This is a genomic window from Streptomyces poonensis (assembly GCF_014650915.1).
Classification (GTDB): Bacteria; Actinomycetota; Actinomycetes; order Streptomycetales; family Streptomycetaceae; genus Streptomyces; species Streptomyces poonensis.
Genome location: NZ_BMVW01000001.1, coordinates 1,056,367 through 1,069,059, shown reverse-complemented (window position 1 = coordinate 1,069,059; position 12,693 = coordinate 1,056,367). Strand labels below are relative to the sequence as shown.

At 70.5% G+C, this 12,693-nt stretch carries 17 protein-coding genes; 8 read left to right on the top strand and 9 right to left on the bottom strand.

The annotated features are described in order from the left end of the window. The first annotated feature begins 235 nt into the window (after positions 1-235). From rplM to glmM, 3 genes are all read left to right on the top strand, one after another. Positions 236-679, top strand: coding sequence for a 50S ribosomal protein L13 (rplM, locus tag IE242_RS04675; protein ID WP_134040861.1), 444 nt, complete (start codon positions 236-238; stop codon positions 677-679). A 42-nt stretch (positions 680-721) separates the two neighbouring features. Continuing rightward, positions 722-1,237, top strand: coding sequence for a 30S ribosomal protein S9 (gene rpsI, locus IE242_RS04670; protein ID WP_189855517.1), 516 nt, complete (start codon positions 722-724; stop codon positions 1,235-1,237). A 264-nt stretch (positions 1,238-1,501) separates the two neighbouring features. Further along, on the top strand, positions 1,502-2,860 hold the full coding sequence (gene glmM, locus IE242_RS04665) for a phosphoglucosamine mutase (protein ID WP_189855515.1): 1,359 nt from the start codon (positions 1,502-1,504) through the stop codon (positions 2,858-2,860). A 23-nt stretch (positions 2,861-2,883) separates the two neighbouring features. Here glmM and IE242_RS04660 read toward each other — a convergent pair whose 3' ends face one another. Further along, on the bottom strand, positions 2,884-3,837 hold the full coding sequence (locus IE242_RS04660; protein WP_189855514.1) for a DUF389 domain-containing protein: 954 nt from the start codon (positions 3,835-3,837) through the stop codon (positions 2,884-2,886). A gap of 36 nt (positions 3,838-3,873) precedes the next feature. Beyond that, positions 3,874-4,863, bottom strand: coding sequence for a type I pantothenate kinase (coaA, locus tag IE242_RS04655; protein WP_189855513.1), 990 nt, complete (start codon positions 4,861-4,863; stop codon positions 3,874-3,876). A gap of 220 nt (positions 4,864-5,083) precedes the next feature. Between coaA and IE242_RS04650 the strand changes: the two genes are divergently transcribed. Beyond that, on the top strand, positions 5,084-5,299 hold the full coding sequence (locus IE242_RS04650; protein ID WP_189855512.1) for a hypothetical protein: 216 nt from the start codon (positions 5,084-5,086) through the stop codon (positions 5,297-5,299). A 95-nt stretch (positions 5,300-5,394) separates the two neighbouring features. Here IE242_RS04650 and IE242_RS04645 read toward each other — a convergent pair whose 3' ends face one another. Together IE242_RS04645 and IE242_RS04640 are read right to left on the bottom strand one after the other, a co-directional pair. Continuing rightward, positions 5,395-6,825 (bottom strand): NAD(P)H-hydrate dehydratase, encoded by a 1,431-nt coding sequence (locus IE242_RS04645; protein WP_189855511.1) that lies wholly within the window; start codon positions 6,823-6,825, stop codon positions 5,395-5,397. A 121-nt stretch (positions 6,826-6,946) separates the two neighbouring features. Beyond that, a complete protein-coding gene (locus IE242_RS04640) occupies positions 6,947-7,330 on the bottom strand; it encodes a hypothetical protein (RefSeq protein WP_189855510.1) in 384 nt (127 codons plus the stop codon). A gap of 97 nt (positions 7,331-7,427) precedes the next feature. On the opposite strand from IE242_RS04640, the gene IE242_RS04635 reads away from it, so the two are divergent. Beyond that, on the top strand, positions 7,428-7,925 hold the full coding sequence (locus tag IE242_RS04635) for a MarR family winged helix-turn-helix transcriptional regulator (RefSeq protein ID WP_189855509.1): 498 nt from the start codon (positions 7,428-7,430) through the stop codon (positions 7,923-7,925). A 76-nt stretch (positions 7,926-8,001) separates the two neighbouring features. Here the strand turns inward: IE242_RS04635 and IE242_RS04630 are convergent, their stop codons facing one another. From IE242_RS04630 to IE242_RS04615, 4 genes are all read right to left on the bottom strand, one after another. Next, positions 8,002-8,475 carry a carboxymuconolactone decarboxylase family protein gene (locus tag IE242_RS04630; RefSeq protein ID WP_189855508.1) on the bottom strand — a complete coding sequence of 158 codons (474 nt, stop codon included), beginning with the start codon at positions 8,473-8,475 and terminating at the stop codon, positions 8,002-8,004. A 97-nt stretch (positions 8,476-8,572) separates the two neighbouring features. Further along, on the bottom strand, positions 8,573-8,944 hold the full coding sequence (locus IE242_RS04625) for a holo-ACP synthase (protein ID WP_189855506.1): 372 nt from the start codon (positions 8,942-8,944) through the stop codon (positions 8,573-8,575). A gap of 51 nt (positions 8,945-8,995) precedes the next feature. After that, positions 8,996-9,910: a hypothetical protein gene (locus IE242_RS04620; protein ID WP_189855504.1), complete on the bottom strand. Its 915-nt coding sequence runs from the start codon at positions 9,908-9,910 to the stop codon at positions 8,996-8,998. Positions 9,911-9,990: 80 nt separating this feature from the next. Continuing rightward, positions 9,991-10,401, bottom strand: a complete 411-nt coding sequence (locus IE242_RS04615) for an ATP-binding protein (RefSeq protein WP_189855502.1) — start codon at positions 10,399-10,401, stop codon at positions 9,991-9,993. A gap of 235 nt (positions 10,402-10,636) precedes the next feature. On the opposite strand from IE242_RS04615, the gene IE242_RS04610 reads away from it, so the two are divergent. The 3 genes from IE242_RS04610 to IE242_RS04600 are packed head-to-tail and all read left to right on the top strand — an operon-like array spanning position 10,637 to position 11,893. Further along, positions 10,637-11,488, top strand: a complete 852-nt coding sequence (locus IE242_RS04610; RefSeq protein ID WP_189855500.1) for a helix-turn-helix domain-containing protein — start codon at positions 10,637-10,639, stop codon at positions 11,486-11,488. Between the two features lie 4 nt (positions 11,489-11,492). Next, positions 11,493-11,693: a DUF397 domain-containing protein gene (locus IE242_RS04605; RefSeq protein ID WP_189855498.1), complete on the top strand. Its 201-nt coding sequence runs from the start codon at positions 11,493-11,495 to the stop codon at positions 11,691-11,693. Beyond that, positions 11,690-11,893: a DUF397 domain-containing protein gene (locus tag IE242_RS04600; RefSeq protein ID WP_189855496.1), complete on the top strand. Its 204-nt coding sequence runs from the start codon at positions 11,690-11,692 to the stop codon at positions 11,891-11,893. Before IE242_RS04605 ends, IE242_RS04600 begins: the two co-directional genes overlap by 4 nt. On the opposite strand, the gene IE242_RS04595 is transcribed toward IE242_RS04600, so the two are convergent. Beyond that, positions 11,877-12,668, bottom strand: a complete 792-nt coding sequence (locus tag IE242_RS04595) for a sensor domain-containing protein (RefSeq protein WP_189855494.1) — start codon at positions 12,666-12,668, stop codon at positions 11,877-11,879. The two genes, IE242_RS04600 and IE242_RS04595, sit on opposite strands and share 17 nt — an antisense overlap. Between the last annotated feature and the right edge of the window lie 25 nt (positions 12,669-12,693).

Genomic DNA, 12,693 nt, shown 5'->3' with positions numbered 1-12,693 from the left:
TGGATCGGTGGGTGGGGCACCGTTTTGACCCGTCCGGGGCGGGACGGCTATCCTGCATGTTCGTTGTGTGTATTGGCTTGCTCATTCTCACGTGAGGGGCCCTTACACCGGTCCACCGGGCCGATGACCAGCGACCCGCACACGGTTTGCGTCACCGTTGTGGGGTCAGGGCTGTCGTGATCGTCTTCGGTGACCTTTGTCTGGAACCTCACTGAAGAAGCGAAGGCTACGAACCGTGCGTACGTACAGCCCCAAGCCCGGCGATGTGACGCGTCAGTGGCACGTCATCGACGCTCAGGACGTCGTCCTGGGCCGTCTGGCCACCACTGCCGCCACCCTGCTGCGTGGCAAGCACAAGCCCATCTACGCGCCGCACGTCGACGCTGGTGACTTCGTCATCATCATCAACGCCGACAAGGTGCACCTGTCCGGCAACAAGCGGACCCAGAAGATGGCGTACCGCCACTCCGGTTACCCGGGTGGTCTGCGCTCCGTCCGCTACGACGAGCTGCTGGCGAAGAACCCGGAGAAGGCGGTCGAGAAGGCCGTCAAGGGCATGCTTCCCAAGAACAGCCTCGGCCGTCAGATGCTCTCCAAGCTGAAGGTCTACTCGGGCGACCAGCACCCGCACGCTGCCCAGCAGCCGGTGCCGTTCGAGATCACCCAGGTCGCGCAGTAAGTCCGGCCACCCCCAAAAGCTGAAAGAGATCTGAGGAGAATCGTGGCCGAGACCACCGCTGAGCAGCCGATCGACGAGACCGTCGACATCGACAGCTACACCACCGAGACCGAGGTGCCGCTCGAGGGCGAGTACACCTCCGAGTCCCTCGCCTCCCGCTTCGGCGAGCCGCAGCCGGCCGCCGGCCTGGGCCGTCGCAAGAACGCCATCGCCCGTGTCCGGATCGTTCCGGGCACCGGCAAGTGGAAGATCAACGGCCGCACCCTCGAGGACTACTTCCCGAACAAGGTGCACCAGCAGGAGGTCAACGAGCCCTTCAAGGTGCTCGAGCTCGAGGGCCGCTACGACGTCATCGCCCGTATCGCGGGTGGCGGCGTCTCCGGCCAGGCCGGTGCCCTCCGTCTGGGCGTCGCCCGCGCCCTGAACGAGGCCGACGTCGACAACAACCGCGGCCCGCTCAAGAAGGCCGGCTTCCTCCGCCGCGACGACCGTGCGGTCGAGCGCAAGAAGGCCGGTCTCAAGAAGGCCCGCAAGGCTCCGCAGTACAGCAAGCGCTAATCGCGCTCGCTGCGCCGCGCGCAGCATGTATCGCCCCGGCGGCACTCCCGTGCCGCCGGGGCGGTTCGTTTACGGGGGGCGTTTTCCTACCCCGGGCTTATGCGCCGGTGGCCTTGAGGGCAATATGAATCAGCCGTGCAACCACAAGCGGGTGAACTGAGTCCGACAGGCTGGAAACAGGCCCGTGGCGTATACGTGGCTTCGGCGGCGCCTGACACTCGGGCATGAGCCGCACACTCTTCAGCAAGTTCGGAGGACACCACAGTGGGACGACTCTTCGGCACGGACGGCGTGCGCGGTGTCGCCAACGCGGATCTGACGGCCGAGATGGCTCTCGGCCTCTCCGTGGCGGCGGCGCACGTGCTCGCCGAGGCGGGTACGTTCGAGGGCCACAAGCCGGTGGCGGTGGTCGGACGGGATCCGCGCGCGTCCGGGGAGTTCCTGGAGGCCGCCGTGGTGGCGGGCCTCGCCAGCGCGGGCGTGGACGTGCTGACCGTCGGAGTGCTGCCCACCCCCGCGGTCGCGTACCTCACCGGCGCGCTCGGCGCCGACCTCGGCGTGATGCTCTCGGCCAGCCACAACGCCATGCCGGACAACGGCATCAAGTTCTTCGCCCGCGGTGGCCACAAGCTCGCCGACGAGCTTGAGCACCGGATCGAGGCCGTGTACGAGGAGCACCGCACCGGGGCGCCCTGGGACCGGCCCACCGGTGCGGGCGTCGGGCGCGTCACGGCGTACGGCGAGGGCTTCGACCGGTACGTCGAGCACCTGACCGGCGTGCTCCCGCACCGCCTCGACGGGCTGAAGGTCGTCCTCGACGAGGCGCACGGCGCGGCCGCCCGGGTCTCGCCCGAGGCGTTCACGCGCGCGGGCGCCGAGGTCGTCACCATCGGCGCCGAGCCCGACGGGCTCAACATCAACGACGGCTGCGGCTCCACCCACCTGGACAAGCTGCGCGCCGCCGTGGTCGAGCACGGCGCGGACCTCGGCATCGCGCACGACGGTGACGCCGACCGCTGCCTCGCCGTGGACCACGAGGGCACCGAGGTCGACGGCGACCAGATCCTCGCCGTGCTGGCGCTGGCCATGCGGGAGCGGGGCGCGCTGCGCTCGGACACCGTTGTCGCGACCGTCATGTCCAACCTGGGCTTCAAGCTCGCCATGGAGCGGGAGGGCATCGCCGTCGTCTCCACCGCGGTCGGCGACCGGTACGTGCTGGAGGAGATGAAGGAGCACGGCTACGCCCTCGGCGGCGAGCAGTCCGGGCACGTGATCATCCTCGACCACGCCACCACCGGCGACGGCACGCTCACCGGTCTGATGCTGGCCGCGCGGGTCGCCCAGACCGGCCGCAGCCTGAAGGACCTCGCGTCGGTCATGGAGCGGCTGCCGCAGGTGCTGATCAACGTGCCCGACGTCGACAGGTCGAGGGTCGGTACGTCCGCGGAGCTGTCCACGGCCGTGGCCGAGGCCGAGCGGGAGCTCGGCACCACCGGACGGGTGCTGCTGCGGCCCTCCGGGACCGAGCCGCTGGTCCGGGTCATGGTCGAGGCCGCCGATCTGGAGCAGGCGCGGTCCGTGGCGTCGAGGCTCGCGGACGTGGTGAAGTCCGCGCTCGGGTGACCCCTGTGCGGGGCGCGGGTCGCTTACGACGCGCTCCGTGAGGCCGCGGCCGTACGTGCGCGCTGTCTGGCCCAGAACCACTTCTGGGCCAGCAGTGTGAGCGTGCCGGCCACGATGATGCCCAGCAGGTTCAGCAGGAGCTGCTCGGTGGAGCCCCAGGTCTGGGCGGTGTCGCCGTAGCTGAGGGCGACGGCCGCGTTGGCGGCGGCCGGGACCGTCGTCACCGAGATGGCGACGCCGATCAGGGCGCCCGACTTCGCGGAGGTCAGCGACAGGGTGCCGGCCACGCCCGCGAGCACCGCCACGACGAAGGAGAACGCGTCGGGGGCGTACACGAAGCCGGTGTTCGGCCGGTCGCCGTGCAGCTTCTCCGCTGAGAACAGCCCGAGCGCGTCCATGAAGAGGCTGAACCCGACCGTCAGCGCCATGGCCACCGCGAAGCCCGCCAGCAGCGCGACCAGCGAACGCAGCGCCAGACGGGGTGCCCGCCGCACCACGGCGGTGGAGATCCCCGCGAGCGGGCCGAACTCGGGGCCCACCGCCATCGCGCCCACGATCAGGATCGCGTTGTCGAGCACCACACCGCAGGCCGCGATCATGGTGGCCAGCGTGATGAACGCGAGGTACGTGACCGAGAGCGTCGACTCCTCGTGCGTCTCCTCCGCCAGGTGCTCCCACAGCACCGCGTCCGCGCTCTCGCCGGGGGCGTCCGCCTCGGCCTTCTCGGCGCGCTCGGACAGTGACAGGTCGATGTCCTCGACGGCGATGGACCCGGACCGGTCGACCCCCAGCTCCTTCAGCGTGGCGAGGAGCTCGTCGCCCGCCTCGCGGGCCACGTCGCACATCACGACGTCCCCGACGGGGTCGCGGGCGGCGCCCGGCAGGACCACGAGATGGGTGGTGCCGACCGTCTTCTCGATCAGGTGGACCACGTCGTCGGTCCTCCCGGACGGCGTGATCAGACGCAGATGCAGCATGCCCGCAGGGTAGCGGCGGGGGATGACGCGGACGGGTCAGAGTTTGCGCAGGCTCAGCCGCTGCACCTTGTGGTCGGGGCCCTTGCGCAGGACCAGGGTCGCGCGGCCGCGGGTCGGGGCCACGTTCTCGGTCAGGTTCGGCCGGTTGATGGTCCGCCAGGTCGTCCGGGCGTAGTCGAGGGCCTCCTCCTCCGAGACCTGGGTGTACTTGCGGAAGTAGGACGACGGGTTCTGGAAGGCGGTCTCGCGCAGCTTGCGGAAGCGGTTGAGGTACCACTGCTCGATGTCCTCGGTGCGGGCATCGACGTACAGGCTGAAGTCGAAGTAGTCGGCGAGACCGACCCGGGTTCGGCCGTCCTTGCCGGGCAGGGCGGGCTGGAGGACGTTCAGGCCCTCGACGATGAGGATGTCGGGGCGGCGCACCGTGAGCTTCTGACCGGGGACGATGTCGTAGATCAGATGGGAGTAGACGGGCGCCGTCACCTCGGCCTTGCCCGCCTTGATGTCGGCGACGAAACGGGTCAGCGCACGGCGGTCGTACGACTCGGGGAACCCCTTCCGCGTCATCAGGCCGCGCTCCTTCAGCTCCTTCATCGGCAGCAGGAAGCCGTCCGTGGTGACGAGCTCCACGCGCGGGTGCTCGGGCCAGCGGGCGAGGAGGGCCTGGAGCAGGCGGGCGACCGTGGACTTGCCGACCGCGACCGAGCCGGCGACGCCTATGACGAACGGGGTGCCGGACTGGGAGCCCTGCTCGCCGAGGAAGGTGTTCAGGGCGCCCCTGAGGCCGTCCGTGGCGCCCACGTACAGATTCAGCAGACGCGAGAGCGGCAGGTAGATGTCCCGTACCTCGTCGAGGTCGATGACGTCGCCCAGGCCGCGCAGTTTCTCCACCTCCTCCGCGGTGAGGGGGAGGGGCGTCTTGTCGCGCAGGGCGCTCCACTCGGCACGGGTGAGGTCGACGTAGGGAGTCGCCTCCGGCCTGGGCCGGTGGGCGCTCCGCGGCAACGAGGAGACCGGTGAGATCACAGTCCATTGTTACGGGCATCTGAACGCGGTGACCGGGTGGGATCCATCACGCGGGACGGGGCGTGTGTGACTGTGTTCGTCCTGTGAGAAATGTATGGACCTTTGAGGCGAACAGGTATACGGTCCGGAGAGCCGGAAGTGAGCCTTCTTCCGGGTCGCCGGGGGGTTTCGGGGGTTTGGGGTGGCCGTGTCCGTACGTATTCGTGATGCCGTACGCCGCATGTCAACGCGCGTAGCGGACCGTCCCGCCAGATCGGACGATCTGGCCGGGCGCGTGCACAGCGAGCTGGCGATGGACCTGCCGGACGAGGACTTCGGCGAGCACCTCGACGACTCCCTCGACTTCTACCGGATGGGCAGCAAGCCGCGCTGCGAGGAGATCGAGTACCTCGAGATGGTGCGGGAGGCCCAGGAGCGGATCGAGCGGGGCTACTGAGCGGCACGCTCCTCCGCGGGAGGGCCGCCGGTCGGCTCCTGACGCTGTGGGCGGCCGGTTCGATCGGCTCGTGACGCGGAGGGCGGCCGGTCCGGTCAGCTCGTGATGTCGCGCCAGGCCGACGGGATCGCCTCCGCCACGTCGTGGGCGCCCGCCGGAGCGCCGTCCGCGGCGTACCGGCCCGCGAGGCCGTGGACGTACGCGGCCGCGCTCGCGGCGTCCTGGGCGGTCAGCCCGGAGGCCAGCAGCGAACCGGCGAGGCCGGACAGGACGTCGCCGCTGCCCGCCGTGGCCAGCCAGGGCGTACCGGTCGGGTTGACGCGGACCGTGCCGCGGCCGGGATCGGCGATCAGCGTGGTGGAGCCCTTGAGGAGCACGGTCGCCCGATAGCGCCGTGCGAGTTCGCGCACCGCCGACAGCCGCGCGCCCTCCACCTCCTCGCGCGCCGTGCCGAGCAGCGCGGCGGCCTCGCCCGCGTGCGGGGTCATCAGCGTGGGGGCGGTACGGGCGCGTACGGCGTCCCGGTCGGCGAGGCGCAGACCGTCCGCGTCGAGGAGCACGGGCACGTCGGTGGCGAGGACCTCGGCCACGGGTTCCGCGTCGTCCCCGGCGCCCGGGCCCACGACCCAGGCCTGGACCCGGCCCGCCCGTTTCGGGCCCTGGTCCGACACCAGGGTCTCCGGGAAGCGGGCGATCACCGCGTTCCCGGCCGGGCCCACATAGCGCACTGCTCCGGCGCCGCCGCGCAGCGCACCCCACACGGCGAGGACGGCCGCTCCGGGGTAGCGGGCGGACCCGGCGGCGATGCCCACGACACCCCGGCGGTACTTGTCGCTCTCGGCTGCCGGCCGGGGCAGCAGCGCGGCCACGTCGGCGTGCTGCGGGGCTTCGAGGGCGGGTTCGGCGGGCAGGGCGAGCCCGATGTCGACGAGGCGTACGGAACCGGCGTACTCGCGCCCCGGATCGATGAGCAGGCCCGGCTTGTGCGTGCCGAACGTGACGGTCAGATCGGCGCGGACGGCCGGGCCGCGCACCTCGCCGGTGTCGGGCTCGATGCCGCTGGGGAGGTCCACGGCGACCACGGCCGCGCGGGACCGGGCGGCGAGCTCGGCGAGGGCCGCGGCGTCGGGGCGCAGGCCGCCCTTGCCGCCGATGCCCACGATGCCGTCGACGACGAGGCCGGCCCGGTCGATCAGCTGTTCGACGGTGCCGGGCCGGGCGACCGTGCCGCCGGCCCGGCGCAGCGCCGCGAGCCCGCCGGGGTGCGCGCGGTCGGGGCTGAGCAGGACGGCCGCGACGCCCGCGCCGCGCCGGGCCAGGCGGGCCCCGGCGTACAGAGCGTCGCCTCCGTTGTCGCCGCTGCCGACGAGCAGCACGATCCGGCTGCCGTACACCCGGCCGAGCAGATCCGCGCAGGCGGCGGCGAGCCCGGCGGCGGCGCGCTGCATCAGCGCCCCCTCCGGCAGCCGTGCCATCAGCTCACGTTCGGCTGTCCTTACCGTGTCCACGCTGTAGGCAGTACGCATGCCGTCGAGTGTCCCGTACCGGGGGCGGGGGCGCTGCCGGGGCGGCCGGGGCGGCCGGCCCGCCGGTCGGCGACGGCGTACGGCAGCCCGGTGACACCACGGTCAAGGAGCAGGTGACGGCTCAGGCCACCGCGCCGGCGACTCCCGTACGGCCTTCCGGGACACCGGCGATCGTCACGATGACCTGTTCGCGGACGTCTTCGCCGAGTACGCCTGTCACCGCGTCGGTGATGGCGGTGACGAGGCGGGCGGGAGCATCGGGAACCTCTGGAACGTGATAGGCGGCTTCTCGCATGCTGAGGGTGACGAGGGGCGCGGTGTTCCCGGTCGGTACGCCGCCGATGCCCCGGCGGCGCTGTGGGACGCCGATCAGGTCCACTCCGACGAGGCGGCGGAAGTCCGCGCCGTAGACAGCGCCGACCGCGTCGGTCAGGGCTTTGATGAGCTGTGGTTCGACCGTCCCGTCGAGGGACTCTTCTCGGATGTGCACGCTGAAGTGAGGCATGGGAATCTCCGTTCACACCGGTCGGTACCATGCGGATGCAGCAAGGCTTTGTCAGCAAAACACCTTTGTGGTCAAAGGTAAAGGGGGGTGCGACGCCATGCCGACGTCCAGGGAGCGCGCCACCGGGCGGGACAGCGACGACGGGCGGGGCGGGGTCGATGACTCCGTCAGGGCGTTGCTGCTGCTCATGCCCCGGATGGTGAGCCGGGTGAAGAAGATTCCGCTGCCCGAGGCGCTGAGCTCCTTCTCACTGGCTCCGCGCCATCTCTCCCTGCTCTCCTATCTGCTCTTCGACGGGCCGATGACGGTGAACGAGCTGGCCGGGCGACTCGGCATCGCCCCGACGACGGCGAGCCTGCTGGTCGGCGACCTGAGCCGGCAGGGAATCCTGGAGCGGCGCGAGGACGAGGCGGACCGGCGCCGGCGGATCGTCGCGATCACAGCCGACCAACAGCCCGCGATCACCGCCTGGCTCGCCCCGGGCGCGGCTGCCTGGCGCAAGGCGCTGGCGCCGCTGACACCGGATCAGCGGCGCATGTTCGTCGACACGCTCCTCGCGTACGAGGCCGCGGTCGGGGACGAGGAGCGGGACTGAGCCGGGTGCTCCGGGCCCGGGGCCGTGGCCGCCGCCGGAACGGGACGGCCCCGGGCCCCGGGCCTGTCGCTCTCGGTCACCCGAACTGGCCGGGCTGGTAGTCGCCGGCGGGCTGCCGGGTGATGACGTTGAGGCGGTTGAAGGCGTTGATGACGGCGATGACGGAGACCAGTGCGGTGAGCTGTTCCTCGTCGTAGTGCTTGGCGGCGTTCGCCCAGGCCTCGTCCGTGACGCCGCCAGCCGCGTCGGCGATCCGGGTGCCCTGCTCCACCAGCTCCAGGGCGGCGCGCTCGGCGTCGGTGAAGACCGTGGCCTCGCGCCAGGCCGCGACCAGGTTGAGGCGGAGCGAGGTCTCCCCGGCCGCGGCGGCGTCCTTGGTGTGCATGTCGACGCAGGCCCCGCAACCGTTGATCTGGCTGGCGCGGAGCACCACCAGTTGCGCCGTCGCGGCGGGCAGCGCGGAGTTCTCGAGCGCCTTCCCCGCCGAGGCGAAGTGCTTGACGACCTTGTCCGCGAGCGGGTTGCCGAAGAGGTTCAGGCGGGCTTCCATCGTGGGCTCCTCTGCCGTTGGCGGTGGCTACACACCACTGACGGACCGGCTCGGCACGATGTGACATGGGTGAGTGGGACGTGCGTCTCTCCGCCGGCTAGCCCTCGGCGATCACGACCGCCGACGCCACGCCCGCGTCGTGACTCAGCGACACGTGCCAGGACTGCACGCCGAGTTCCGCGGCGCGGGCGGCCACCGTCCCGGTCACCCGCAGGCGCGGCTGCCCGCTGTCCTCGACGTACACCTCGGCGTCCGTCCAGTGCAGGCCCGCCGGGGCGCCGAGGGCCTTGGCGAGGGCCTCCTTCGCGGCGAAGCGGGCCGCGAGGGAGGCGGTGCCGCGGCGTTCCCCGCTGGGCAGCAGCAGTTCGCTCTCCAGGAACAGCCGCTGTGCCAGCGAGGGTGTGCGCTCCAGTGACGCGCCGAAGCGTTCGATCTCGGCGACGTCGATTCCGACCCCGATGATGCTCATGCGGGCAGCCTATGGGGCTGGGTGGTCAGAGTGAGGTGATCGTCCTGTCCGTCACTCCCGGCCGGGCTGCTCCGGCTCCTCCTCGTCGAACAGGTCCTCCGCGCGCTCGACCGTCCCGGCCCGGTCGAGCCAGTCGTCCATGCGGGCGAGGTCGGTGCAGGTGGTGATGCGCTCGCGTACGTCGTCGGAGACGGGGAGGCCGCGCAGTTCCAGGATGCGCAGGACGCCCTTGGCCTCGCCCTTGGCCTCGCCCTTGGCCTTGCCGTCGTAGTACGCCTCTTCGAAGACAGTGCCCTTGCCCGGGAAGTAAGTGATGACCATCTTCTCCAGCTCTCTCCATGTCTCGCGGGCTGGAGTGTCCTCCAGGCCGATCTCTACCCATTCCGACCAGTACTTGGCTGTGGCCTTGTCGAATGTCCGCATCCCGCGGGCGAGCAATTCCAGTATGGCGGCGATGTCCTGGCTCTCGCTGTGTACGACGGCGCTGAGCGTCGCCAGTGCTGGTTGCCGCGCCACCTCTGACTCGTCGGTGATCCTCGGGACGGTGTCCGGCCCCAGCACGAAGGGGCGGGTGACCTGCGTCGCCCAGGGCCCGACACGGCATTCGAAGGGTCCGGCTGCCCAGGTGGCGGTGGGCCGGTTGCGGCAGACGGCGACGAGCAGCACGGGCAGGTCGAACTTGGCGCACAGGTAGCTCACGTAGTACGCCCAGGTGGCGCCCTTGTCCGGAGCGCGCCTGGTCTGGGCCTCGATGGCCAGCAGGAAGCCGTCGCCCTCCGACGGCTCCACCTTCAGCACCGTGTCGACGCGGCGTTCCAGCGGTCTGATCTCGGTCGCGTCGGGGGTGATGGCTTCGACGATCGCCTTCAGGGGCGGCGGAAGCCCCAGCGCCTCGAAGACCGGAGCGAGGACCTCTGGGTGATCCTGGAAGATCCGATGAGAGGTCTCGTGGGTGGATGTGACCATGTGCGCAACCTTGTGGGAGTGCGGGGGCGGTCGTACCGGCGATCGAGGGCTCATCACCCGTTCGAGGGGCGAAGAAACGATCACGCCGCTCCCGTCAGCTCGCACCACACGTACTTGCCCCGGTTGCCCTCCCTGGCCAGCGGCTGCCATCCCCACAGGTCGGCGCACGCCCGGACGAGCGCCAGGCCGCGGCCGTCCTCCAGCTCGACGGCCCGGTCCGGCGGTGGCGACGGCTCCGGCGGCCGGGGATCCGCGTCCCACGCCCCGATGCGCAGGACACCCGCCGACCAGCGCACCCGCAGGGCGGCGGGACCCTTGGTGTGGCGTACGGCGTTGGAGACCAGCTCGGTGGCCAGGAGTTCGGCGACGTCGGTCAGGTGGGGCAGGCCGTGGAGGGTGAGGATCAGGCGGAGGGTGCGGCGGCTGACGGTGACGGCTCGGGGGTCGTGCGGGATGTGGAGGGTGTACTCCCAGGAATCGTCGTCGGGCATGCGTAACTCCTGTCAGGGGCGGAGGGGTTGGAGAGTCGCGCGGTGTCGGCGGGCGGTGGCATTGCCGCAGCCGTCATGGCAGGACGGAGTGGTGCGCTTCCGGGGTCCCGGCGTGCCGCAGAGTGTGCGTCGCGTCACCGAACGTAGGGCTAACATGTCATCTGGGACAAGCCGGTCCAGTTATCTCCCCCCGAACGAGTTGCGCTCGCGGGCGCGTTGAACCGAGGGACAAGCGATGGTTCTCAGGCCCGAACCCACGGCACGGCAGATGCGCCTGGCGGTCGAGCTGCGCAGACTTCGCGACGCGGCAGGGCTCGCAGCCCGAGAGGCGGCGGCGCTGCTCGGGGTGAGCCACGTCCAGATCAGTCACATCGAGTCGGGACGCACCGGTGTGAGCGAGGAGCGGCTGCGCCGTCTCGCGGCCCACTACGCGTGCGCAGACGAGAGGTTCATCGGAGCGCTGGTCGCGATGGCCACCGATCGGACACGCGGCTGGTGGGAGCGGTACCGGGGCTCGCTACCCGCGGAATTCCTGGACCTCGCCGAACTGGAGCACCACGCCACTTATCGATGGGATGTCGACTTCTTGCACGTTCCGGGCCTCCTCCAGACTGAGGACTACGCGCGCGGGCTTTTCACCTACGTGAATCCACAGTTCCCGGCAACCGAAGTGGAGCAGTGGGTCGCGCACCGAATGATGCGGAAGACCATCTTCGAGCGCCCCGACGCCGTCCCTTATGAAGCAGTGGTCCACGAGGCGGCACTGCGTATCAGGGTCGGTGACCGTGCTGCAGTACGTGTCCAGCTCGCTCGTATCCTGGAGCTCTCCGAGGCCGCCCACATCACTGTGCGCGTCATCCCCTTCGATTTGGACGGCTTCGGCGGAGCCGGAACCGCAATGGTGTACGCGGGCGGTCCTGTCCCTAAGCTGGATACCGTCGTACGCGACGGGCCGCATGGCATCTTCTTCGTCGAGGCTGAGGCCCAACTCGGTCACTTCCGAACGCTCTTCCGTAAGGTGAGGAAGGCGTCACTCGGAGCCGAGCGCTCGCGTGACTTCATCCACGAGCTGGCGAAGGAGTTGTGAGGGCATGATCAACCCAGACACCTGGACGAAGTCATCGTTCTCCGGAGGCGGTCAGGGCAATGCCTGTGTCGAGGTCGCCCATCTCCACACCCACATAGCCATCCGCGACTCCAAGACCCCGGCCAGGGCCACCGTTCGTGTCCCGGCCGGAGCCTTCTCAGCCTTCGTCGACGCGATCAAGCACGCTGCGGAGGCACATCCGTGAGCTTCACCGATAGCTGGCGGAAGTCCTCCTACTCCGGCAGCGGCGACGGCAACGCCTGCGTCGAGGTGTCCCATCGACACACTCACATAGCCGTCCGCGACTCCAAGACCCCGGCCAGGACCCCCCTCACCTTCCCGGCCGGAGCCTTCGGCACCTTCATCGACGCCCTGAAGAGCGGCCAGGTCAGCCGAGCTTCTTGAGCTGGGTGTCCAGGATCTGCGTCGGGAACTCGAAGTCCTTGCCGGTGACCGCGGAGGCCAGGTTCATGGCGCCGACGGAGACGATGGTGGAGCCCTTGCGGGCCACCACGATCTTGAAGGGCATCTCCTCGCTGTCGGCGGTGACGGACATGTTCATCGCGACGGCCTCGTCGGCGCCCTTGGGCGCCTCGGTCCCGGTCACCTTCACGGTCTCGGCCTTCTCGCCGGCCGCGGTGTAGGTGAAGCCGCCGGCACACTTCTGCACAGCCGCCTCGGTGTCCTTGACGACCTTCTCGGCGCCGCCCTCCTCGTAGGAGGCGAGCGTCACGAAGACCATCTCCACGTCGAGGGAGGCGAGCATGGCCTCCTCGGTCATGGCCTCGTCGTCGGAGATCTCCTCACCCTTCTCCGTCCACATCCGCTTCACCGTCGCCGCCGGGTCGCCCTGCGCGGCGCCGGACTGGGCGAGGGCGAGCGGCGCGCAGGCCGCGTCCTCCGACTTGACCTTGTCCTTCGTGACGTCGTCCGCGCTGCCGGAGATCTTGGTGTCGACCTCGCCGTTGTCGACGTCCGCCTGGGCCAGCGCGGCCTTCTCCAGCTCGGCGGCGGTCAGCGCCTTGGCGGCGGGCGCGGCGGAGGCGGACGCGGAGGCCGTCGAGTCCTTGGCGTCGGTCCCCTTGTCGCCGTCGTCGGAGCCGCCGCAGGCGGTGGCGAGGAGGGCGAGGGTGGCGGCGGAGGCGGCGAGGCCGACCCGGCGAACGGCGGTGGAGCGCAAGGCTGTGATTCTTTCTCTCCTCAAC

Coding starts and splice junctions, on each gene's coding strand:
- IE242_RS04610 (WP_189855500.1), top strand. CDS start 10,637: ATGGTTCTCAGGCCCGAACCCACGGCACGGCAGATGCGCCTGGCGGTC.
- IE242_RS04660 (WP_189855514.1), bottom strand. CDS start 3,837: ATGCTGCATCTGCGTCTGATCACGCCGTCCGGGAGGACCGACGACGTG.
- IE242_RS04635 (WP_189855509.1), top strand. CDS start 7,428: ATGCCGACGTCCAGGGAGCGCGCCACCGGGCGGGACAGCGACGACGGG.
- IE242_RS04620 (WP_189855504.1), bottom strand. CDS start 9,910: ATGGTCACATCCACCCACGAGACCTCTCATCGGATCTTCCAGGATCAC.
- IE242_RS04650 (WP_189855512.1), top strand. CDS start 5,084: ATGTCAACGCGCGTAGCGGACCGTCCCGCCAGATCGGACGATCTGGCC.
- IE242_RS04625 (WP_189855506.1), bottom strand. CDS start 8,944: ATGAGCATCATCGGGGTCGGAATCGACGTCGCCGAGATCGAACGCTTC.
- IE242_RS04615 (WP_189855502.1), bottom strand. CDS start 10,401: ATGCCCGACGACGATTCCTGGGAGTACACCCTCCACATCCCGCACGAC.
- IE242_RS04640 (WP_189855510.1), bottom strand. CDS start 7,330: ATGCCTCACTTCAGCGTGCACATCCGAGAAGAGTCCCTCGACGGGACG.
- IE242_RS04605 (WP_189855498.1), top strand. CDS start 11,493: ATGATCAACCCAGACACCTGGACGAAGTCATCGTTCTCCGGAGGCGGT.
- IE242_RS04630 (WP_189855508.1), bottom strand. CDS start 8,475: ATGGAAGCCCGCCTGAACCTCTTCGGCAACCCGCTCGCGGACAAGGTC.
- IE242_RS04645 (WP_189855511.1), bottom strand. CDS start 6,825: ATGCGTACTGCCTACAGCGTGGACACGGTAAGGACAGCCGAACGTGAG.